The 22056-nt window shown below is 67.9% G+C and carries 21 protein-coding genes and 1 tRNA gene; 10 read left to right on the top strand and 12 right to left on the bottom strand.

Translation table 11 applies throughout. From position 1 onward, the window contains the following. Positions 1-43: 43 nt before the first annotated feature. Positions 44-1051 carry an NAD(P)H-dependent glycerol-3-phosphate dehydrogenase gene (locus J1N50_RS07620; protein WP_246553224.1) on the bottom strand — a complete coding sequence of 336 codons (1008 nt, stop codon included), beginning with the start codon at positions 1049-1051 and terminating at the stop codon, positions 44-46. Then, on the bottom strand, positions 1048-2082 hold the full coding sequence (gene tsaD / locus J1N50_RS07615) for a tRNA (adenosine(37)-N6)-threonylcarbamoyltransferase complex transferase subunit TsaD (protein WP_215352159.1): 1035 nt from the start codon (positions 2080-2082) through the stop codon (positions 1048-1050). Before tsaD ends, J1N50_RS07620 begins: the two co-directional genes overlap by 4 nt. Before the next feature lie 267 nt (positions 2083-2349). Between tsaD and hemC the strand changes: the two genes are divergently transcribed. The 5 genes from hemC to J1N50_RS07590 are packed head-to-tail and all read left to right on the top strand — an operon-like array spanning position 2350 to position 7264. Beyond that, the gene (hemC, locus tag J1N50_RS07610) at positions 2350-3303 is read left to right on the top strand and encodes a hydroxymethylbilane synthase (protein ID WP_215352144.1); all 954 of its coding nucleotides are present in this window, start codon (positions 2350-2352) and stop codon (positions 3301-3303) included. Further along, the gene (locus tag J1N50_RS07605) at positions 3300-3986 is read left to right on the top strand and encodes a uroporphyrinogen-III synthase (RefSeq protein ID WP_215352128.1); all 687 of its coding nucleotides are present in this window, start codon (positions 3300-3302) and stop codon (positions 3984-3986) included. Before hemC ends, J1N50_RS07605 begins: the two co-directional genes overlap by 4 nt. 19 nt (positions 3987-4005) lie before the next feature. Then, on the top strand, positions 4006-4905 hold the full coding sequence (locus J1N50_RS07600; protein WP_215352120.1) for a mitofilin family membrane protein: 900 nt from the start codon (positions 4006-4008) through the stop codon (positions 4903-4905). Between the two features lie 38 nt (positions 4906-4943). Then, positions 4944-6146 carry an acyl-CoA dehydrogenase gene (locus J1N50_RS07595; RefSeq protein ID WP_215352118.1) on the top strand — a complete coding sequence of 401 codons (1203 nt, stop codon included), beginning with the start codon at positions 4944-4946 and terminating at the stop codon, positions 6144-6146. Further along, the gene (locus tag J1N50_RS07590) at positions 6146-7264 is read left to right on the top strand and encodes a CaiB/BaiF CoA transferase family protein (protein WP_215352116.1); all 1119 of its coding nucleotides are present in this window, start codon (positions 6146-6148) and stop codon (positions 7262-7264) included. Before J1N50_RS07595 ends, J1N50_RS07590 begins: the two co-directional genes overlap by 1 nt. Before the next feature lie 323 nt (positions 7265-7587). On the opposite strand, the gene J1N50_RS07585 is transcribed toward J1N50_RS07590, so the two are convergent. After that, a complete protein-coding gene (locus tag J1N50_RS07585) occupies positions 7588-9957 on the bottom strand; it encodes a TonB-dependent receptor (RefSeq protein WP_215352114.1) in 2370 nt (789 codons plus the stop codon). Positions 9958-10171: 214 nt separating this feature from the next. On the opposite strand from J1N50_RS07585, the gene J1N50_RS07580 reads away from it, so the two are divergent. After that, positions 10172-10813 (top strand): TetR/AcrR family transcriptional regulator, encoded by a 642-nt coding sequence (locus tag J1N50_RS07580; RefSeq protein ID WP_215352112.1) that lies wholly within the window; start codon positions 10172-10174, stop codon positions 10811-10813. A 30-nt stretch (positions 10814-10843) separates the two neighbouring features. Here the strand turns inward: J1N50_RS07580 and metW are convergent, their stop codons facing one another. Both metW and metX read right to left on the bottom strand, forming a co-directional pair. Then, a complete protein-coding gene (metW, locus tag J1N50_RS07575) occupies positions 10844-11440 on the bottom strand; it encodes a methionine biosynthesis protein MetW (RefSeq protein WP_215352209.1) in 597 nt (198 codons plus the stop codon). Beyond that, on the bottom strand, positions 11434-12555 hold the full coding sequence (gene metX / locus J1N50_RS07570; protein WP_215352110.1) for a homoserine O-acetyltransferase MetX: 1122 nt from the start codon (positions 12553-12555) through the stop codon (positions 11434-11436). Before metX ends, metW begins: the two co-directional genes overlap by 7 nt. Before the next feature lie 79 nt (positions 12556-12634). On the opposite strand from metX, the gene hisC reads away from it, so the two are divergent. Further along, complete coding sequence (gene hisC, locus J1N50_RS07565; RefSeq protein WP_215352108.1) at positions 12635-13750, top strand: histidinol-phosphate transaminase; 1116 nt, start codon at positions 12635-12637, stop codon at positions 13748-13750. After that, a complete protein-coding gene (locus J1N50_RS07560; protein ID WP_215352207.1) occupies positions 13747-14652 on the top strand; it encodes a prephenate/arogenate dehydrogenase family protein in 906 nt (301 codons plus the stop codon). The genes hisC and J1N50_RS07560 overlap by 4 nt, the downstream gene beginning before the upstream one ends. A 94-nt stretch (positions 14653-14746) precedes the next feature. On the opposite strand, the gene J1N50_RS07555 is transcribed toward J1N50_RS07560, so the two are convergent. From J1N50_RS07555 to ftsE, 4 genes are read right to left on the bottom strand one after another with little or no spacing between them, the layout of a single operon-like run. Then, the gene (locus tag J1N50_RS07555; protein ID WP_215352099.1) at positions 14747-15478 is read right to left on the bottom strand and encodes a lysophospholipid acyltransferase family protein; all 732 of its coding nucleotides are present in this window, start codon (positions 15476-15478) and stop codon (positions 14747-14749) included. 11 nt (positions 15479-15489) lie between these two features. Continuing rightward, positions 15490-16020 carry a YdcF family protein gene (locus J1N50_RS07550; protein ID WP_215352097.1) on the bottom strand — a complete coding sequence of 177 codons (531 nt, stop codon included), beginning with the start codon at positions 16018-16020 and terminating at the stop codon, positions 15490-15492. After that, a complete protein-coding gene (locus J1N50_RS07545; RefSeq protein ID WP_215352095.1) occupies positions 16017-16934 on the bottom strand; it encodes a cell division protein FtsX in 918 nt (305 codons plus the stop codon). Before J1N50_RS07545 ends, J1N50_RS07550 begins: the two co-directional genes overlap by 4 nt. Positions 16935-16953: 19 nt before the next feature. Further along, positions 16954-17676 carry a cell division ATP-binding protein FtsE gene (gene ftsE, locus J1N50_RS07540; RefSeq protein ID WP_215352093.1) on the bottom strand — a complete coding sequence of 241 codons (723 nt, stop codon included), beginning with the start codon at positions 17674-17676 and terminating at the stop codon, positions 16954-16956. Between the two features lie 158 nt (positions 17677-17834). Between ftsE and J1N50_RS07535 the strand changes: the two genes are divergently transcribed. Further along, positions 17835-18647, top strand: coding sequence for a zinc-ribbon domain-containing protein (locus J1N50_RS07535; protein WP_215352087.1), 813 nt, complete (start codon positions 17835-17837; stop codon positions 18645-18647). 31 nt (positions 18648-18678) lie between these two features. On the opposite strand, the gene J1N50_RS07530 is transcribed toward J1N50_RS07535, so the two are convergent. Beyond that, positions 18679-19740, bottom strand: coding sequence for a YeiH family protein (locus tag J1N50_RS07530; protein ID WP_215352085.1), 1062 nt, complete (start codon positions 19738-19740; stop codon positions 18679-18681). A 102-nt stretch (positions 19741-19842) separates the two neighbouring features. Here J1N50_RS07530 and J1N50_RS07525 point away from each other — a divergent pair. Beyond that, a tRNA-Arg gene (locus J1N50_RS07525) sits at positions 19843-19919 on the top strand. Positions 19920-20275: 356 nt separating this feature from the next. On the opposite strand, the gene J1N50_RS07520 is transcribed toward J1N50_RS07525, so the two are convergent. Together J1N50_RS07520 and J1N50_RS07515 are read right to left on the bottom strand one after the other, a co-directional pair. Next, on the bottom strand, positions 20276-20545 hold the full coding sequence (locus tag J1N50_RS07520; protein ID WP_215352083.1) for an abortive infection family protein: 270 nt from the start codon (positions 20543-20545) through the stop codon (positions 20276-20278). Positions 20546-20553: 8 nt separating this feature from the next. After that, on the bottom strand, positions 20554-22053 hold the full coding sequence (locus J1N50_RS07515; RefSeq protein ID WP_215352081.1) for an MFS transporter: 1500 nt from the start codon (positions 22051-22053) through the stop codon (positions 20554-20556). Between the last annotated feature and the right edge of the window lie 3 nt (positions 22054-22056).

The following is a 22056-nucleotide window of genomic DNA, read 5'->3' as shown; positions in this document are numbered from 1 at the left end:
AATCTAGCGCGGGGGTGCGGGGCAGGCAATCGGTGCAAAAGACTCATCGGCCCTCTGGTCGGAGCGGCCGGCTGAGCAGAGCCTGAATCGCTTCGCCCGCCCGAATCTCGCCCGCGACGAGCCGCGCGACGGCGTCGGTGATCGGCATGTCGATGCCGTCGGCGCGCGCGGCAGCCGCGACGACGGGCGCGCTGAACGCTCCTTCGGCCACCGTGCGGCGGTCGGCCATCAGCCGGGCGGCCTCCTCGCCGCGCCCAAGCCCCTGGCCGAGCGCGAAGTTGCGCGAATTCGACGAGGTGCAGGTGAGGACGAGATCGCCAAGCCCGGCAAGCCCGGCGAGCGTTTCCGCCTGCGCGCCGCGCGACAGGCCGAACCGCGTCATTTCGGCGAAGCCGCGGCTGATCAGCGCCGCGCGTGCGTTGAGGCCCAGCCCGGCGCCGTCGACGATCCCGCACGCGATCGCAAGGATATTCTTGACCGCCCCGCCGATCTCCGCGCCGATCAGGTCGGTCGACACATAGGGCCGGAAATGCGGACGCGCGAGCGACCCGGCGATGGCCTCGGCGGTCGCTGTGTCGGCGGCGGCGAGGGTGATTGCGGTTGGCAGGCCGGCGGCGACCTCGTGCGCGAAGGTCGGGCCCGAAAGCACGGCGAGCGGCCTTGCGGGGCAAAGCTGTTCGGCGATGTCGATCGGGAAGGCGAAGCTCTCCGCCTCCATACCCTTGCTGCAGAAGATGAGCGGCGCATCGCCTGCGGGCAGATCGGTCAGAACCGCGCGCAGAAAGGGCACGGGGACGACGACGAGCAACGCGTCGCAGGCGGCGAGACCGGCAAGTTCGCCCGTCGCGACGAGCGAGGGCGCGAGCGTGGCGCCCGGAAGGAAGAGCGGGTTGCGATGCTCGGCGTTGATCGCGGCGACGACCTCCGCCTCGCGTGCCCACAGGCGCACCGGCGCGCCGTCGGCGGCGAGCATCTGTGCGAGCGCGGTGCCCCACGCGCCGCCGCCGACGACGCCGAAGTTCGAATATGATGTCATGCCTTCACGCGTCATGCTTTCACTCCGGCGCCGCGCACGGCTTCGGCCTCCGGATCGAGCGGCCAGCGCGGGCGCGCGGCGGTATCTAGCGGATCGGTGAGCCCCGCGGCGAAGCGCTCGGCGCCCGCCCAGGCGATCATCGCGCCATTGTCGGTGCAGAGCCAGAGCGGCGGCGCGACGAAGGGCTTGTCGAAGCGGCTTGCGAGTTCGGTGAGCGCGGTGCGAATCACGCCGTTCGCCGCAACGCCGCCCGCTACGACGAAGGCGGTCGCTTCGGGGCAGGCCGCGAGCGCGATGCGGCTGCGATCGACGAGGCAGTCGACGACCGCCTGCTGGAAGGAGGCGGCGAGGTTGGGGACGCTATGCGCACCCGACGCGGCGGCGCGCGCGACCGCGCTCTTGAGCCCGGCGAAGGAGAAATGGGGCTCGGCGCTGCCGACGAGCGGGCGCGGCAGCGGCACCGCCGTCGGATCGCCGCCCTGCGCCGCGCGTTCGACGGCAGGGCCGCCGGGATAGCCGAGCCCGAGCAGCTTCGCTGTCTTGTCGAAGGCTTCGCCCGCGGCGTCGTCGATCGTGGTGGCGAGGCGGCGATAGGCGCCGACGCCTTCGACGAGCAGCAACTGGCAATGGCCACCCGATACGAGCAGCAGCAGATAGGGGAATTCGAGCGCGGCGTCGGTGAGTCGCGGGCTCAGCGCATGGCCTTCGAGATGGTTGACCGCGACGAGCGGCTTGTTCGCCGCGTGCGCGAGCGCCTTGCCAGTGACGAGCCCGACCATCACCCCGCCGATCAGCCCCGGCCCGGCGGTCGCGGCGATCACGTCGACGTCGGCGAGCGTGACGCCGGCGTCGGCGAGGACCCCCTCGACGAGCGGCGCGAGCCGGTCGACATGCGCGCGCGCCGCGATTTCGGGGACGACGCCGCCATAGGGCCGATGCTCGGCCTCCTGCCCCGCGACGCGGTGCGCAAGCACGCGCCGCTCGCTGTCGACGAGCGCCGCCGCGGTTTCGTCGCAGCTTGATTCGAGGCCGAGGATCAGGGGCATGAATCGCGCCCATACTCGCGCAGAGGGGCCGGGGGCAAGCGGGGGAGGATTTGGTTCACGCGAAGACGCAAAGACACAAAGACGCGAAGGGGCAAGGCCGAGCCGTAGGCCCAATTTTCGAAAAGGGAGATTTCTGTCGCTGGGGCGAGATCGAATGGCCGCTTCGCGGCAAATGCCATTCGCTTCGCGTCTTCGCGTGAACCTTTCCGGACCCATCCCTCGATCGGCCCGCTTCCCTTTGCCTCCCCAAAGCCGTAGCAGGCGCGCATGGCCTCGATCCCGCTTCCTACCCCCGCCCGTCCGCTGCGCATCGGCACGCGCGCCTCGCCGCTGGCGCTGGCGCAGGCGAATATGGCGGCGGCGGCCCTGACGAAAGCGCATGCGCTCGATCTCGAGGCGCTTGAAATCGTGGCGATGACCGCCACCGGCGACAGGATCCAGGATCGCGCGCTCGCCGAGGTTGGCGGCAAGGCGCTGTGGACGCGCGAACTCGACGCCGCGCTCGATGCGGGTGCGATCGATATCGCGGTTCATTCGTTGAAGGACGTCGAGACGATACGCGACGCGCGCTTTGCCTTGGGGGCGATGCTCGAACGGGCCGATCCGCGCGACCGGCTGGTGGTGCGCGGCGGCGTCACCGCGTCAACGATCGCCGATTTGCCGCACGGCGCGCGGCTGGGGACGAGCAGCCCGCGCCGCGCGGCGCAGGTCAGGCGGCTGCGCCCCGATCTGGCGACAACGCTGCTGCGCGGGAATGTCCAGACGCGGCTTGCACGGCTCGAAGGCGGCGAGGTCGATGCGACCCTGCTCGCGGCGGCGGGGCTCGACCGGCTGGGAATGCACGACATCGGCGAGGCGCAATCGACCGACCTGCTGCTGCCTGCCGCCTCGCAGGGCGCGATCGGTATCGAGTGCCGTGCAGATGACGCCGCGACCTTCGCCCTGCTCAAGACGATCGACCATGCGCCGACGCATCGCGCGGTCGCGGCCGAACGCGCGCTGCTTGCGGCGCTCGGCGGCGATTGCCGCTCGCCGGTCGCGGCTTACGCGCACTGGCTGGGCGATGGTGCGCTGCGCCTCGATGCCGAAATCTTCTCGGACGACGGCGCCGACCATGTCGCGGGCCATGCGCTGGTCACCGGTCGCGGCGATGCCGAGGCGCTGGCGCAGCGCCTGCTGGACGAGGCGCCCGGCAGCGTGCGGCGCCTGTTCGCGGTATGAGCAGCGGCCTGCCGCTGCTCGTCACGCGCCCCGAGCCGGGATGCGCCGCGACGGTGGCGCGGGCGCGGGCGCTGGGGCTCGATGCGCGGCCGGTGCCGCTGTTTGCGGCGCGGGCGCTCGACTGGGCGGCGCCCGATGCGCGCGATCATGACGCGCTGCTGCTGACGAGCGCGCAGGCGGCGCGGCTGGGCGGGTCCGGGCTCGCCGCGCTCGCGGTGCTTCCGGTTTATGCCGTTGGCGAGGCGACCGCTGCCGCCGCGCGCGATGCGGGGTTCGGCGTCGCGGCCGTCGGCGCGCGCGATGCCCAGGCGCTGCTCGACGGCATGGCGTCATCGGGGAAGCGGCGGATCCTGTGGCTTTGCGGGCGCGACCGTTCGGCGTTCGCGACCGGGCTGACGGTGACGGCGCTGCCCGTCTATACGGTCGATCCGGTCGAGCCGACCGCCCTTTGGCGCGATTCGGTCGCGGCGCCGGCGGTCGTCCTTGCCCATTCGGCGCGGATCGCGGCGCGGGCCGCCGACCTCGCCGGCGCATCGCGTAAGCATTTGACCTTGCTGGCGATCAGCGCCGCTGCCATCGATGCGGCGGGCGATGGCTGGGCCGAAAAGGCGGCTTCGCCGCGCCCCGATGACGCCGCGATGTTGGCAGAGGCGGTCCGTTTGTGCCACAAGGGTCGCCAATAGGGTCGTTCGAAAGAGACACATGACAATCGAAAGCATCGACAGGCCGGCGTCCTCGGACGGCGTGGCTCCGGTGAAAAGACTTTCGCTCCGCGCGCTGTTCATCGGTGCGATGCTTCTCCTGGTCCTGGGCGTGGTCGGCGGCGGCTGGGCGATGAATCGCTGGCTGGCGAGCGAGCAGCCCCCGGCGACCGTCGTCAGCGACGAACCGGCGGTGGGCGGTGCGCTCGCCGCGATCGGCCAGGCCGAGGTCGCGGCCGGGGGGCAGGTGGCCACGGCGCCTGTGGTCGACGGGGCCGGCGGGCTCGCGGCGCGGGTCGCCGAACTCGAACAAAGGCTGTCGCGCATCAACCTGCAGGCCGAATCGGCGTCGGGCAACGCTTCGCGCGCCGAGGGGCTGCTCGTCGCCTTCGCGGTGCGGCGCGCGCTCGATCGCGGGCTGTCGCTGGGCTATCTCGAGGCGCAGCTCCGCCTGCGCTTCGGCGACGACCAGCCCAATGCGGTCAAGACGATCATCGAAACCTCGCGCGAGCCGGTGACGCTCGAGCAGCTGCGCGCCGAACTCGACACGATCGCACCCGAACTCGTCGGGCGCAGCGGCGACAAGGGCAGCCTGTGGACCGGCCTGCGCCGCGAGCTCGGCGAATTGTTCGTCGTGCGACCGGCGGGCACGCAGTCGCCGCGCGCGACCGAGCGGCTCGAACGCGCGCGCCGCTATCTGGCCGGCGGCATGGTCGACCAGGCGATTACCGAGGTCGAGGCGATGCCCGGCGCGGCGGAGGCGGGCGACTGGCTGATCGACGCGCGCCGCTATCACGAGGCGCGGCGCGCGCTTGACCTGATCGAGACCGCGGCGATATTGGAGCCGCGCGACGGGGCCGCCGTCGCGATGGCCCGCGATCCGGCCGAAACGACCCCCTGAGCGCGCCCGCGGGCACGCCGCAAGAGAAAGCCCGACCCATGGCCCTCGCCGATCCGCAGCGCACCGAAGCGCTCGACCCGTTCGATCCGCTCCAGCTCGCCGACCAGCTGACCGAAGAGGAAAGGATGATCCAGGGCGCGGCGCGCGCCTATGCCGAGGGCGAGTTGCTGCCGCGCGTGACGTCGGCGTTTCTCGAGGAGCGCTTCGACCGCGAGATCATGTCGGAGATGGGCCAGCTCGGCCTGCTCGGCGCGACGATCGATCCCGAATATGGCGGTGCGGGGCTCAATTATGTTTCCTACGGGCTGATCGCGCGCGAGGTCGAACGTATCGATTCGGGCTATCGGTCCGCCTGTTCGGTGCAGAGCAGCCTCGTGATCCATCCGATCAACGCCTATGGCAGCGAGGAGCAGAAGCGGAAGTATCTGCCCGGGCTGACCGCGGGCGAACTCGTCGGCTGTTTCGGGCTGACCGAGCCCGACGCGGGCAGCGACCCCGGCAGCATGCGTACCCGCGCCGAGAAGATCGCGGGCGGCTATCGCCTGAAGGGCGCGAAGATGTGGATCACCAACGCGCCGATCGCCGATGTCTTCGTGGTCTGGGCGAAGTCCGACGCGCACGACGGGGCGATCCGCGGCTTCATCCTCGAAAAGGGGATGAAAGGCCTGTCGGCGCCGAAGATCGAGGGCAAGGTGTCTTTGCGCGCCTCGATCACCGGCGAGATCGTGATGGATAGCGTCGAGGTCGGCGAGGATGCGCTGTTGCCGCACGTCTCGGGCCTGAAAGGCCCGTTCGGCTGTCTCAATCGCGCGCGCTACGGCATCGGCTGGGGCGCGATGGGCGCGGCCGAATTCTGCTATGAGGCGGCGCGCAATTATACGCTCGAGCGCAAGCAGTTCGGGCGCCCGCTCGCGGCGAACCAGATCGTGCAACTGAAGCTCGCCAACATGCTCACCGAAATTTCGATGGGGCTGCAGACCGCGCTGCGTGTCGGCCGCCTGATCGACGAGGGGCGGCTGGTTCCCGACGCGATCAGCCTTCTGAAGCGGAACAATTGCGGCAAGGCGCTCGATATCGCGCGGGTCGCGCGCGACATGCACGGCGGCAACGGGATTTCGGCGGACTATCATGTCATTCGTCACGCGGTGAACCTCGAGACGGTGAACACCTATGAGGGCACGCACGACGTCCATGCGCTGATCCTCGGCCGCGCGATCACCGGCATCCCCGCCTTTTTCTGATGCGGCCGCTGGAAGGCCTGCGCGTCGTCGAACTGGCGCGCGTGCTTGCGGGGCCGTGGTGCGGGCAATTGCTCGCCGATCTCGGCGCCGAGGTGGTCAAGGTCGAGCGGCCGGGCGCCGGCGACGACACGCGCGAATGGGGTCCGCCCTTCGTCACCGGCGCCGACGGCCAAAATCTGGGCGCGGCCTATTATCACAGCTGCAACCGCGGCAAACGCAGCGTCGCGATCGATATTGCGACGGCGGCGGGACAGGCCAAGGTGCGCGCGCTGCTCGCCGATGCCGATGTCGTGATCGAGAATTACAAGGTCGGCGGGCTCGCCAAATATGGGCTCGATCCGGCGACGCTCCGTGCCGACTTTCCGCGCCTCATCGTCTGTTCGATCACCGGCTTCGGCCAGACCGGGCCCTATGCGCACCGCGCCGGCTACGATTTCATCGTCCAGGCGATGAGCGGCTTCATGTCGCTGACCGGCGAGCCCGACGGGGCGCCGCAAAAGGCGGGCATCGCCTATGCCGACATTTTCACCGGCATGTATGCGACCGTCGCGATCCTCGCGGCGCTCAGACGTCGTGACGTCACAGCTGCGGGCGCGCATATCGACATGGCGCTGCTCGACAGTCAGGTTGCGGTGCTCGCCAATCAGGCGGCCAATTATCTGGCGAGCGGGGTGTCGCCAAAGCGGATGGGCAATGGCCACGCGAATGTCGTGCCCTATCAGGCGTTTGCCACCGCCGACGGCCAGCTCGTCGTCGCGGTCGGCAACGACAGCCAGTATCGCAAGCTTTGCGCGATCCTGGGCGAGCCGCAATGGGCCGACGATGCGCGTTTCGCGAACAATGCCGCGCGGCTGGCGAACCGGGCCGAGCTGATCCCGCTGCTTGCGGCGAAGATCGCGACGTGGAATGCGCAGCCGCTGTCGCTCGCGCTCGAGGCCGAGGGCGTGCCCGCGGGTCCGATCAATGACCTCGCCGGAGTGTTCGCCGATCCGCAGGTCGTCGCGCGCGGAATGCGCTTCCGGCCCGAAGGCGCGTCGATTGATGGCGTTGCGAGCCCGATCGTTATCGACGGCGAGCGGATGGTTGCGCCGACGGGGGCGCCGAAGCTGGGCGACTGACGGCCGCTTTCGACCGGAAGCGGGCGTTGGGCTCCCCTCCCGCAGGCGGGAGGGGTTTGAGGGTGGGCCAGCAACCTTGCCGATGCCTACCCCGCTGCGGCTGGCGAGCAAGCTCGCAAGCCTCGCTGCCCCTCCCGCTTGCGGGAGGGGATATCCGCGTGCAAATCCAACGTCCGCTTCCCACCCCGTTCCGGACTTTCGCTGCCGATCCGGGATGAATAGCCGCTTCGGACCCCAAGGCGGCCGCCCCGTATCCAAAGAAAAGGGGCGCCCCGAAGGGCGCCCCTTTCCCCCTTTATCGTTCGCCGGTCAGGCTTCCGGGGTCAGAATTTGACCGTCCCGGTAACGAACACCTGACGCGGGTTGCCGTAGAAGACCGTCGCGACGCCCTCGCGACCGAGCGACGGGGTCGGCAGGCCGTTGCCGCCGATGATCGGCTGGCCGGTCGCCGGATTGGTAGCGAGGAACTGATAGCCCGAGGTCTTGTACTGCTTGTCGAGGATATTCTTGCCATAGACGCCGATCGAATAGCGATCGCCGCCGAAATTATAGACAAGGCTGGCATCCCATAGCGCATAGCCCTTCTGGTCGAGATAGGGGCTGCGGTACTCGAACTGCTGCGTCTTGCTGCGGTAGGAGACGGTGGTCGAGAAATTGAGGTCGCCGTCGCCCACCGGCACCAGCGCGCCGAGCGTCCCCGATGCGGTCCAGGTCGGAGTGTTCTGGATGTCGGTGATGTCGGACACGTCGGTGCCGAGCGCGCCGATGAACTCGTCATATTGCGCGTCGATATAGCCAAGCGTGCCCGCGAAGCTCATCCGCGAACCGGCGCCCGCGAAATCCTGCGCGAAGCGCGCCGAGGTTTCGAGCTCGATCCCCTTGAAGGTCGCCGAGGCGGCGTTGGTGGTGACGCCCGAGAAGCTTTCGAAAATGCCGTCGTTGTTCGCGTCGACCCCGACCGAGCCCGGAATCTGGACATTCTTGTAGTCGGCGTAGAAGCCGGTCAGCGCGAAATTGAGGTCGCCGTCGAGCGCGGCGCCCTTGATCCCGACTTCGTAGCTGTCGACCTCTTCGGGCTCGAACTTGAAGAAGTTGTAGATCTCGTCATAGGCGAAGACGCCGTCGTTGTTGACGTCGATCGCGCGGACGTTCGCGCTGCCGCGCGGATCGAAGCCGCCGCCCTTGAAGCCCTTCGAATAGGAGGCATAGACCATCAGGTCGTCATGGACGTCGTAGGAGATCGACGCGCGCGGGGTGAATTTCTTGAATCGCGCCTTGCCGTTGAAATTGGTGATCGGGGCGCCGATCAGCACGCCGGTGCCGCCGAAGTCGGGGTCGGCGCCGAGGATCTGGTTCTGCTTGAAGATGAAGCTCTTGCGATTGTCGACGGTGTAGCGACCGCCTGCCGACAGGTGCAGCCGGTCGGTGACGTCGAAGGTGAAATCGCCGAACACCGACCAGGTGTCCGTGCGCACGTCGCCGATCGTCTTCTGGCCGAAGCCAGGCAGGTTCAGCAGCGCGCCGGTGGTGGCGAGCAACACGTCGAACTTCGTATAGGCCTTGGCATCGAGATAATAGAAGCCGACGAGGCCGTGCAGCCGGTCGCTGTCATAGAGGAGCTGGAATTCCTGGCTCAGCTGCTCGTTGCGGTAGATCGCCGGCACGTCGACGTCGACCGCGGGCAGCGAATCGAAATCGATCGGGGTGAAGCTCCTGTCCTTGCGCCACGCGCTGATCGACCGCAGCGTCAGCGCGTCGCTGAGTTCGGCGGTGACGTTCATCGCGAACCCCCACGCCTCGACATCCTGCTTGGGCGCGTTGAGGCCGGCGCGGGTGTCATAGACGTCGTCGAGTACCGGCGCGCCCGAGAGGAGGCCCGGAATCAGGCGGTGGCCGTTGCGCGGGTCCGACTTGTCCCGGGTATAGTCGCCCGACAGGCGGATCAGCACCGGCGCGCCATAGCCGCCGAATTCGACGGTGCCGCGACCGGCCCACACGTCCTTGTTGTAGTTTTCGACGCCCGGAATGTTGAGATTGTCGCCGAACCCGCCGCGCGACAGCCGGGCCACCGAACCGCCGACGCGCAGCAGGTCGCCGATCGGCGCGCTGACCGTCAGCACGCCTTCGGCCTGGTCATAGGTGCCATAGGTCGCGCGCAGCTTGAGGCTGAAATCCTGCGGCAGCGGCTTGGTGACATATTTGATCGCGCCGCCGATGGTGTTGCGGCCGTAGAGCGTGCCCTGCGGTCCGCGCAGCACCTCGATCCGCTCGACATCGTAGATGTCGAGCACCGCAGCCTGCGGGCGGTTCAGATAGACGTCGTCGAGATAAAGCCCTACCCCGGCCTCGAACCCCGGCACCGGATCCTGCTGGCCGACGCCGCGGATGAAAGCGCTGAGCGTCGAGTTGGTGCCGCGCGACGTCTCGATCGTCGTGTTCGGGGTGATGTTCGAAATGTCGGTGATGTCGAGCGCGCCGCGCGCCTCGAGCGCCTCGCCCGAAAAGGCCGACACCGCGATCGGCACGTCGAGCAGCCGTTCGTCGCGGCGGCGTGCGGTGACGATGATCTCCTCGTCGCCGGCGTCGGCACTTGCGCCTTCATCCTGGGCGAAGGCGGCGGGCGTGAAGGCGAGGATCGAAAGCGCGCTCGTCGCATAGATGGCGCGGCGTAGCGAACGGGCGAAAGGACGCATGAAAAATCTCCCATGTGGCGGACGACCCCTCGCCGTCCCTCCTCTTTTCTTGGGCCCGGTCTTGCCAAGCCGCGCGCCACCCAATAATGAAACATGAACCAAGTTTCAACTTGGAATGTGAAACCGCTATGTTTTGCCTGCCGGTGATGCGAAAAGGTCACGCTGGCGGCAACCCGAGGAGGGGCAGGCGGACAGGGGACGGGAAGGCAAGGCGATGGATCAGCCGCGCGCATCGGCGCCGCTACGGGCGGAAGAAACGGGGAATCCCGACAAGACGCCGCGCACCGAGCGCGGGCGGCGGACCTTGCGAAAGCTGCTCGACGCCGCGGCGACCGAGTTTGGCGAGCGCGGATTTCACGATGCGTCGATCAGCGGCATCACGCGCCGCGCCGGCACCGCGCTCGGCAGTTTCTACACCTATTTCGATTCGAAGGACGAAATCTTCCAGGCGCTCGTCCGCTATATGAGCGAGCAGCTGCGCGACCATGTCACGCCGCGCGTGCAGGCGGCGTCCGACGAGATCAGCGCCGAGCGCATCGGCCTTGAATCCTTCCTGGGCTTCGTGCGCGAGCACAAGGAAATCTATCGCATCATCGACGAGGCGGAGTTCGTCGATTATGCAAGCTATCGCCGCCACTATGAAACGACGGTCGAGCGCATGCGCCAGCGACTGGAAGCCGGCGCGGCGCGCGGCGAGATCCGCGCCGACGCCAGCGAGGTCCATGCCTGGGCGATCGCGGGGATGAACGTGTTCCTCGGGATGCGCTACGGATTGTGGGATGCCGACGCCGACATCGCCGATGTGGCGCGGATCGCCAACGACATGCTTGCGAACGGACTGAAGAAGCGGGATTGATCCTCCCCACCGCTCTGCGCAGCGAGGATTTTAACCGCGCGCGATCAGGAAGATGGCATGTTCGGCGCGCCAGCTCGCGGCGGCGGCGCTCGTCGGTTTGTCGCCCGACAGATACCAGGCGCCCTCGACCCGGATGCCCTTTTCGCGCAGCAGCTCGCGAAAGTCGCGGACGGTCACATGGTGGATGTTCGGCGTCTCGTACCAGGCGACGGGCAGCAGCCGCGTCACCGGCATACGCCCCGTCCACAGCAGCGACAGGCGGACGCGCCAGTGCGCGAAATTGGGGAAGCTGACAAAGGCGCGCGGCGCGATGCGGAGCAGTTCGCCGACGACGCGGTCGGGGCGTTCGGTCGTCTGCAGCGTCTGCGACAGGATGGCATAGTCGAACGCATCGTCGGGATAATCGGCGAGGTCGCGGTTTGCGTCGCCCTGCACCACCGATAGCCCTTGCGCCATCGCTGCCTCGATCGCCGCGGCGTCGATTTCGAGCCCGCGCGCGTCGATCTGCTTTCCGGCGCGCAGCTCGGCCATCAACGCGCCGTCGCCGCAGCCGATGTCGAGCGCGCGCACGCCTGCCGGAATTGCATCGGCGATGATGCGCAGATCGGGGCGAAGCGCACTCACCAGCCGGCTCCGAGCGCGCCCGCCACGATCCGGTCGAGCGCGGGGACATCGAGCAGGAAGCTGTCGTGACCGAAGGGCGCCGACAGCTCGACGAAGCTCGCCGCCGCGCCCACCGAATGCAGCGCCTGGACGATGCGCCGCGATTCGGCGGTCGGATAGAGCCAGTCGGTGTCGAAGCTCACCAGCGTGAAACGCACATCCTTGGCGTTAGCGAGGGCACCCGCGAGGCGCCCGTCGTGCGGTTCGGCGAGGTCGAAATAGTCCATCGCGCGGGTGATATAGAGATAGGCGTTGGCGTCGAAGCGGTCGGTGAAGGCCAGCCCCTGGTGGCGCAAATAGGATTCGATCTGGAAATCGGCGTCGAAGCCGAAACTCTTGATGTCGCGCGCCTGCAGCCGGCGGCCGAACTTCTCGGTCAACCCTTCCTCGGACAGATAGGTGATGTGCGCCGCCATGCGCGCGACCGCGAGGCCTTTTGTGGGCGCCCGCGCGCTGCCGTAATATTGGCCGCCCTGCCAGTCGGGATCGGCCATGATCGCCTGCCGTCCGACCTCGTGGAACGCGATATTCTGCGCCGAATGGCGCGCTGCACTGGCGATCACGATCGCCGAGCGCAGCCGTTCGGGATAGGAGGCCGCCCATGCCAGCGTCTGCATCCCGCCCATCGATCCGCCGATGACGGCATGAAGCCGCTCGATCCCCAGATGGTCGAGCAGCATCGCCTGCGCGCGCACCATGTCGGCGATGGTGATGACGGGGAAGGCCATGCCCAGCGGCGCACCGGTCGCGGCGTCGGGGGTCGCGGGGCCGCTCGACCCCATGCAGCTGCCGAGGACGTTGGCGCAGATGACGTGGAAGCGATCGGTGTCGATGGGCTTGCCGGGCCCGACCATGCGCGCCCACCAGCCGGGCTTGCCCGTCGCGGGATGGTCGCTCGCGACATATTGGTCGCCGGTGAGCGCGTGGCAGATCAGCACCGCATTCGACCTGTCTGGGTCGAGCGCGCCATAGCTTTGCCAGGCGATCGTCACCGACGGCAGCGACTGGCCGCTGTCGAGCGGCAGGGCTGCGGGAATCGTCACGCTCTGATGCTGGATCTGGTGAAGCAGGCTTGCCATCGTGCGCGCGGGGCTAAGCGGGCGCGGACAGGCTGTCAACGTGCTGGACTTGGGGCGCACAGCCGCTAAACGGCGCGGCATGACCGACGCGACCCCGACCCTCACGCCCAAGCCGTGGATCAGCGGCATCGCCCCCTATGTGCCCGGCAAGTCGGCCGGCGCCGACGGCCGCCCGCTGATCAAGCTCAGCGCGAACGAAAATCCGCTCGGTACCGGGGACAAGGCGCGCGCGGCGTTCGCGGCGTCGCAGGCCGCGGCCGACGCGCTGTCGCGTTACCCCGACCCCGGCGCGAACGAGCTGCGCGCGACGATTGCGGCGAAGTTCGGGCTCGACCCGGCGCGGGTCATCTGCGGCAACGGCTCGGACGAGCTGCTGCACCTCGCCGCCGGTACTTATGCGGGCCCAGGCGACGAGATTCTCTATGTGCGCTATGGCTTCGCGGTCTATGAAATCGCGGCGCGCCGCGTCGGCGCCACGCCGGTCGAGGCCGACGACCGCGACTATGCGACCGACGTCGATGCGCTGCTCGCGGCGGTGACCGACAAGACCCGCGTCGTCTATCTCGCCAATCCGAACAATCCCACGGGCACGCTCGCAACCCGGGAGGAGGTGCAACGCCTCTATGCGGGACTGCCGAAGAATGTCCTGTTCGTGATCGACCAGGCGTATAGCGAGTATCTTTCGGAGGCCGAGGACGACGGCGGGCTCGACCTAGCGAAGACGCAGCCGAATGTCTTCGTCACGCGCACCTTCTCGAAGATCCACGGCCTTGCCGCCGAACGCATCGGCTGGGGCTATGCCGCCGCCGAGGTGATTTCGGCGCTGCACCGTATCCGCCTGCCGTTCAACGTCACGCGCGCGGGGCAGGCGGCGGCGATTGCCGCGCTCGGCGACGAGGATTTCGTCGCAAACAGCCGCGACCATAATGCCAGATGGCGCGCCTGGCTGGCGCAGGAGCTCGAAAGCCTCGGCAACCATGGCGTCCGCGTCGTGCCGTCGGCGACCAACTTCCTCCTCGTGCTGTTCGAGGGCGAGGTCAGCGCCGAGACGGTCTATAACCGGCTGATGGACGCGGGCTATATCGTCCGCTGGCTGCCGGGGCAGGGGATTCCGCAGGCGCTGCGCATGACGATCGGTACCGAGGCGGAAACGCGCGGGCTGGCGGCGGCGGTCCGCGCGGCGCTCGCCGGCTGATGGCGATCGAGCGGGTCACGGTCGTCGGGCTGGGGCTGATCGGCTCGTCGATCGCGCGCGCCGCGAAGGCGCGGCTGCCGCAGGTGACGGTGACCGGCCATGACGCCAGCGCCGATGTGCGCGAAGAGGCGCGGACGCTCGGGCTGTGCGATACGATCGCCGACGATCCCGCCGCGTCCGTCCTGGGCTCCGACCTCGTCATTCTCGCGGTGCCGGTAGGGCGGATGGCCGATGCGGCCGCCGCGATCGCGCCCGGCCTGAAGCCCGATGCGATCATTTCCGATGTCGGCTCGTCGAAGGCGGGGGTCGCCGATGCGCTGGCGAAGGCGCTCCCCGACCATGTCGTCATTCCCGCGCATCCGGTTGCGGGGACCGAGAACAGCGGACCCGCCGCGGGCTTCGCGACCCTGTTCGAGGGACGCTGGTGCATCGTGACGCCGGGCGCGAGCGCGCCCGCCGACGCCGTGGCGGCACTGTCGGGCTTCTGGGAAGCGCTCGGCGCCAAGGTCGACACGATGGATGCGGCGCATCACGATATGGTGCTCGCGGTGACCAGCCACCTGCCGCACCTCATCGCCTATACGATCGTCGGCACCGCGAGCGAGCTGGAGGAAGTGACCGAGAGCGAGGTCATCAAATATTCGGCGGGCGGCTTCCGCGACTTCACGCGCATCGCGGCGAGCGACCCGGTGATGTGGCGCGACGTGTTCCTCGCGAACAAGGACGCGGTGCTCGAAACGCTGCAGCGCTTCAACGAGGATCTGACCGCGCTCCAGCAGGCGATCCGCCGCGGCGACGGAGCAAAGCTCGAGGACTGGTTCACGCGCACCCGCGCGATCCGGCGCTCGATCATCGAGCAAGGGCAGGATGATGCCGCGCCCGATTTCGGTCGGCGGCACTAAGGGCGCAAAAAGGGCGTCTCCCCGAGCGAAGCGCCGCGGGTTCTCGCTTCGCTCGAACGTGCCCCTCGGCTTCACTCGGGGAATCGGAGTGATTTCAAGCCGATGCTTCGCCCGCCAGCAACGCCTCAGGCGGGTTCAGCGCGTTAATCGCGCGCCAGACCCGCTCCTCGGCCTCTTCGCGCGGCAGGCCGGCGGGGATCGTCTCGCCGATCCGGTAGGTGATCGTGCCCGGCCATTTGACCCAGCGGCGCGGCGGATAGGCGAGGCCGCTGTTCACCGCGACCGGAATCACGGGCACGCCGAGCATCCGGTAAACACCCGCGAAGCCCGAGCGGAGCGGCGGTGCCGAGCCGTGCGGCACGCGCGTTCCCTCGGCGAACAGCACCAGCGGACGACCCTTCGCCAGCGCGGCCTTGGCGGCGTTCAGCATCGCGCGCATCGCCTTGCCGCCGCCGTCGCGGTCGACCGGGATCAGGCCATAGAAGCGCGCCGCCTGCCCCCATACGGGAATCGAGAATAATTCTTCCTTCGCGAATACTGCCGGATATCTGAACAGCATCGGCTGTTCGATCGTCTCGAACGCGCCCTCGTGCTTGAAGACGTAGAGGACCGGGATATCGGGCATGTCGCCCTCGATGACGATCCTCTGCCCGAGCACGAAGCGGCAGATCAGCCGGTGGAACTGCGCCCAGATGCGCACGAACCAGATCGTCGCATGGTGCGAGACCGGCAGCGAGACGACGGCGCCGATCGACGAGATGCTGCTCATGATCACGAACAGCAGCCAGAAGAGGATCGAGCGGAGAAGGGCGATGGTGTAGCGCATCGGCGCGGCTTCTAGAGGCCGAGGAGCCCGCCCGCCAGCCCGGCGAGATATTTATGATATTCGCGGAACAGGGTCGCGAAGTTCGGCTGGCTGCGCACCGCGTCGGGGACGATCCGAACCTTGTCGCCGACCGCACGGCCGATCTCATATTCGGCGCGGCGCATGTGCCAGTCGGTGGTGATCAGGCGGATGCTCCTGTAATTGCGCCGCTGCGCCCAGCTTGCGACTTCGGTCGCGTTCGAGCGCGTATCCTCGGCCTCGAACCCCAGCGCGATGCAGCAGTCGAAGAGCTTTTCGGGGCGCTTATATTCGGCGGCGAGTTCGCGGGGCTTCACCTCGCGCGCGACGCCGCTGATCAGCAACCGTTTGGCATCGCCTGCCTCGAGCCGTTCGAGCGCGCGGTCGATCCGGCCGGGTCCGCCGGTCAGGACGACGATCGCGTCGGTCTTTTCGGCGGGCCCGGGCTGCGGCAGCAGCAGCGCAAACCAGGCGAAGCCGAGCACCCAGGCCAGGAAGAGGAGCGAAATCAGGCGCTTGATCATAATATCTTCTGGAGCGCGGCAAGCAGGGTCAGCCGCGCGGTCAACGCTGCAAGCGCGATAGCCAATAGCGGCAGCGCCAGCAAGAGCGCCCAGCCAGCGGGGCCGAGCGACGCGGTCGCGGCGAGCCCCGATGTCACCCCCGACCACTGCCAGCCGATCAGCAGCAGGATCAGCGCCGCGACGACGGTGCCGAGCGCGATGCCATAAGCCGTGTCGATCGCGATCCGCCGCTGGAACAGCCGCGTGATCTGCTGGTCGGTGGCGCCGATCATGTGGAGCATCTCGATCGTCGCATAATGGGTGCCGAGCGCGGCGCGCGCCGTCATGATCACCACGGCGCCGCTCGCGAGCGTCATCAGGACGACGAGGCCGCCCGCGACCCAGGCGAGCGACCGGATCAGCCGCGCGACCGGGCCGAGCCATTCGGCGTGGGGGATGATCCGCGCACCCGGCGCCTCGCGCGCGACCAGCGCACGGAGCTGGCCCATGTGGCGCGCGCGGTCCTCGCCGACGAAGTCGATGTCGATCAGCGCGGGGAGCGGCAGCGATTGCAGCACCGGGTCGTCGCCCCCTTCGCTACCGTCTTCGCCGCCGAACCATTGGCCGAGCGTCGCCCTCAATTCCTCCTGCTCGACCGCGCGCGCCGAGCGGACGAAGGGCTGCGCGGCGGCGGCGCGGCGCAGGGCGACCGCCTGTTCGGCGCGGGTGACGGGGTTGGCGGTGACGATCTGCACCGTCACGCGCCCCGCGATCGCATCGCCGATCGCATTCGCCGAGCGCGCGAGGCCGACGCCGGCCGCCGCGGCGAGCAACGTCAGCAGCATCAGGATCGCGATGACCCACGGCGTCGGCCCCGACAGGCGGCGGTCGGGGAGCAGACGGCGGTGCTGGACGGGGACGCGCGGGATGATCATGCGAGGTTCCGGCCCTGCTTCACGATCGGTTCGGCGGATAGCGCAGCGCGCCGGTGGGATCGGACAGGCGCCCCTTTTCGAGCCGCATCATCTGCGCATTCTCGATGCGGCTGATCAGGTGGATGTCGTGGGTCGCGACGACGACCGTGGTGCCGAGGCGGTTCAATGCCTCGAACAGTCCCAGGAGGCGCGTCGCCATCTCGGGATCGACGTTACCCGTCGGTTCGTCGGCGACGAGAAGCTGCGGCCGCGCGATCACCGCGCGCGCGATCGCGACCCGCTGCTGCTCGCCGCCCGACAGCGTCGGGGGAAAGGCGTCGGCGCGCTCGGCGAGCCCGATCCAGCCCAGCATCTCGCCGACCGGGCCCGACAGATCCTCCTCGCTCACCCCCGCGATGCGCAGCGGGAGGGCGATATTGTCGCGCGCGCTCAAATGCGGGATCAGCCGGAAATCCTGGAAGACGACCCCGATGCGGCGGCGAAAGCCCGGCAGGCGATGGCGTGGCATCGACACCAGATCCTCGCCGAACAGCCGCACGATCCCGCGGCTCGGCCGCTGCGCAAGATAGAGCATCTTGAGCAGCGAGGTCTTGCCGGCGCCCGACGCGCCGGTGAGAAAATAGAAGCTGCCGGGTTGAAGGTTGAAGCTGACGTCGGACAATATTTCGGCATCGGGACCATAGCGCAGCCCGACGCCGCTGAATTCGACCATCGCGCCGCCGGACCTGGGCGCCGACGTCATGACGCCTCCATGGCGCGCGCGGGCGCGCCCGACGAACCGTGGATGATGGCAGCCCCGACGCTCATGCGCCCGGCTGTTACATGCCTGTCCACAGAGGTAAAGCGGGAAGCGTAACGCAGAGCTTGCCACGCGCGAATCGGCATGTTTAGAGGGGAGCCATGATCCTTGCCTGCCCGTCCTGCCATACGCGCTATGTCGTCCCCGACACGGCGATCGGACCCACCGGACGGACGGTACGCTGCGCGAATTGCCGGCATAGCTGGTTCCAGGAGCCCGCGGCGCCTGCCGCCGCGGCCCCGTCGGCCCCGCCGACCCCGTCGCCGGCCGCCGAACCGGCTGCGGCCGGACCTGCCCCCGTCGTGCGCGAACCCGATCCGGCGCCTGCCGCTCCGCCGCCCGAAACGGTGCCCGAACGACCGGTTTTCGTCGAAGAGCCCGTCGCGGCTGCCCCGCCGCCGCCGCCCGAAGCCTTTGCCGCGCCCGAAACGCCGGTGATCCAGCCGCCGGTGGAAGATGCGCCGTTGCCCTTCCGCCGCCCGCGTCGCAATCCGGCGCGGCGCTGGACCTTGATCGCGGCGAGCGCGGCGCTGCTGATGCTTGGCGCGACCGGCGCGCTCTACTGGTTCGGGCTGCCCGGCTGGGCGCAGGGCCTCGGGATTCCCGGGATGACCGATGAGCCCGATCTGGTGATCGAACTGCCGCCCAATCAGGATCATCGCGAGCTTGCCGACGGCACCATCTATTTCGCCGCGTCGGGGGTGATCATCAACCCGACCGACCGCGAGCAGCGCGTGCCGCCGATCCTCGCCGAACTGCGCGATGCGCAGGGGACGATCGTCTATAGCTGGACGATCAAGCCGCCGGTGCGGATGCTGCCGCCGAACGAGAAGGTCAATTTCAGCGAGGCGAAGCTCGATATACCGCGCCGCGCCACGCAGCTGACGGTGAGCTGGGCGCTACCGAAAGGCTGATATCCCAGAATATTACGGTGACGTCACGGCGTCACAGGCTGATCGCGGCGGCCAGCGAAAGCAGGAAGCTGGTCAAGGTTGCGACGACGATCGGCGCGAAGCTGCGCCATCCCTGGTCGAGCAGCAGATGCAGCCGCGCCTTCATCGCGGTCGCGACGATCGCGAGCAGCAGCAGCGCCTGTGCGGCGGTGTTCGCGGCGCTCTGCACGGGCTTCGGGATCGCGACGAGCGAATTGATCGCGGCGACCGCGAGGAAGCCGAGAATGAACCATGGCAGGCGCAGCGGAATGCGCGTTCTGGCATCGGCCTCGCCGCTTCGCGCCAGCCACAGCCCGACGAGCATCAGCATCGGCGCGAGCAGCGCGACGCGCGTCAGTTTGACGATCGTCGCGACCTCGCCCGCCGGAGCGGAAAAGGAGAAGCCGCCGCCGATGGCCTGCGCGACGTCATGAATCGACGCGCCGATCAGGAAGCCCGCCTGCTGGTCCGACAGGCCGAGTTCGGCCGCGAGTATCGGGTAAAGCGTCATCGCGAGCGCGCTCGCGACCGTGATGCCGACGAGGGTCAGGGTGAAACGCGCCTGATCGACGCGCTTGTCGCCGATCAGCGAATAGAGCGCGAGCGCCGCCGACGCGCCGCAAATTGCGGTCGCACCCCCCGCGAGCAGCGCCGAATGCCGGTCCTGCCCGAACAGGCGCGCGCTCGCCACCGTCGCGATGATCACCGCGAGCATGATGAGCACGAGCAGCGCAAAGGGCAGCGGCCCCAGTTCGGCGAGCTGGCCGGCGGTGATCCGCGCGCCGACGAGGACGATGCCGATGCGCAGCGCGGTCTGCGACATCAGGTCCAGCCCGGCGTGGCTGCGCTTGTCCTGCGACAGGAAACTCATCGCGAGCCCGATCAGCAGCCCCATCAGCACCAGCGGCGCGGCATAATGGTCGGCGAGCCACGCGGCGGCGAGTGCGGCGATGGCGGTGACGAAGGCGCCGGGCAGATAGTCGCGCAGCCGACGCTTCGCGGGCGGCGCTGCCTCGAGCTGCATTTCGCCGTAAAGGTCGGCGGCCATCGGCCAGCTCTGCTCGGATGCGCGCATAGGCTCTCCCCCAAAATTGCCGTTCGCTTCGCATATCCGGTCGCCGCGGTCGATAGGCCATTGCTGGCGGCGCCCTTGCTTGCTAGAGGCCGCGCTCTACCGGCACCCGTAGCTCAGCTGGATAGAGCGCTGCCCTCCGAAGGCAGAGGCCAGGGGTTCGAATCCCTTCGGGTGCGCCATTTCTTCTTATATTTCAGTTGCTTGGCTGGGTTCCGGAGGTGGGTTCGCGCGCCGGTATTTTGCCGCGTAAGCACCTCGTTCGTGAAACAATTCTGTTACGCGCTGAAATTGAAGGGCCGTGGCCCGAATCCAAGGAAGCGCTGGTCCATGATTTCAATACTTTAGAAGCATTCTGAAGGTCTTCGAAGACCGTCCCCTGCCTTCGTTGGAAATGCCTTCAAACGCGCCGACTGTTGCCAAACATGCTCGCGGATTGCCCGGAATTTCTAATGTTCGGGCACGGCAACTTTGCGCCTGATGTCGGTCGTTTGCGCAGAAATCGAACTTGCTCCCAAAGCTGACGCTCGACATATCATCATTGGATGGATTCTGAGCCCACCTGAGCCTCACCTGCCGTTCGAACTTCCCATGTAGAGACGAGAAACGTCGCCATTGAGCCTGCGAGATTGACTGCGAGTTCCGCACGGCGAGATGCCGGCTTAGTCTTGCGACGCCCGCCATGCGCATCACTCAATTTGTTTCTCAACGCGCCGAGCTGCTCGACAAACTGCTGGCAGCTACCCAAAATCTGCTTGAACACCTGCTCACTATGATCGTCCGGTGCGAGCTTTAACGAAAGGGTCATAGACAATTTCAGGAGGGGCTTTTGTTCGTCAGCGCCGATACCCGCATCATTGCCGCGGCCGCGATGACCAATGTGCCCGCCGCAAAGGCCATGGTGTAGATCGGCTCGCCTGGGAACAGCGCCTGCATGATCGACCCCATAACGGTCGCGACGAGAAGCTGAGGCACGACCACGAAAATATTGAAGAGGCCCATGTAGACGCCCAGCTTCGACTGCGGGAGGCTCGAGGCGAGGATCGCATAGGGCATGGCGAGCACGGAGGCCCAGAAGGCCCCGATGAAGATCTCGCTCGCGACAAGCTGTACGGGGTCGCGAATCAGGAAGAAGCTCCCATAGCCGATCGCGCCGCAGGCAAGCCCCGCAATGTGCGTCCTGGCCTGGCCGATCCGGCGCGAGAGATGTGGGAGAAGGGTGAGAGCAGCGAAGGCGGCTACTCCGTTGTAAACCGCAAACAGGACCCCCACCCAATTTGCGGCCGTCTGATAGGCAGCACTCGCCGCGTCGGTCGTTCCGAAATGATATTGCGCGACGATCGGCGTGGTGTTGATCCACATGACGAAGAGCGCCGACCAGCTGAAGAACTGGACCATCGCCAGCCGCTTCATGACGGGCGGCATACCCGCAAAATCGCCGACGATCGCCGACAGCATGTTCTTTTCCTTGCCGCGGCGCGCGAGGGCAATCGCTGCGCTCGTCGCAATCCCGTATCCGATCAGCAGGGCGCCGAGCAGCAGCACCTCGCGCAGCAGCGCGAACTCGCGCTGGATCAGGATCACGCAAACTCCGGCAGCCGCCCAGCCGAGGCCGGCTCCATGGCTTCGCGACGCCAGGGCTCTGACGGCCGGTTCGTCAGATCCGCCGGGAGTCTCGAACGTCGCCATCCGCGCCGGATCATATTCGCTAGTCGCGATGACCGTCCACATCACCGAAAGAAAGAGCGCAAGACCGCCGAACCAGAACGCGTAGCGCACGGTATCCGGGATCTCGCCGGGGGGCGCGACGTTCGAGACGCCGATCGCCTCCATCAGCATCGGAAAGAGCGAACCGGCCACCGCGCCGGCCCCGATAAAAGCGGTTTGCACCGCATAGCCGGCACTATGCTGATCGACGCGCAACATGTCGCCGACGAAGGCGCGAAAGGGCTCCATGGAGACGTTGAGCGAAGCGTCGAGTATCCACAGCATGGTCGCTGCAAACCAGATCGACGGGCTTTGCGGCATGACGAAGAGCGCGATCGCGGCGAGCACCGCGCCGGCAAGAAAATAGGGGCGACGGCGACCGAGTCGGCCGAGCCAGGTCCGGTCGCTTAGATGGCCGACGATCGGCTGGACGAGCAGCCCGGTGAGCGGGGCGGCCACCCAGAGCCCCGGCAGCTTTTCGATATCCTCGCCGAGCGACTGGAAGATGCGGCTCATGTTCGCGTTCTGCAGCGCGAATCCGATCTGGATGCCGAAGAAGCCGAAATTTATGTTCCAAAGTCCGGCGCGGCTTTGGCGAGGCTTCTCCATCAC

Origin of the sequence: Sphingopyxis soli, assembly GCF_018682675.1 — a bacterium.
GTDB lineage: Bacteria > Pseudomonadota > Alphaproteobacteria > Sphingomonadales > Sphingomonadaceae > Sphingopyxis > Sphingopyxis soli.
Note: the sequence above shows the minus strand (reverse complement) of the source record. Positions and strands in the feature narration are given on the sequence as shown.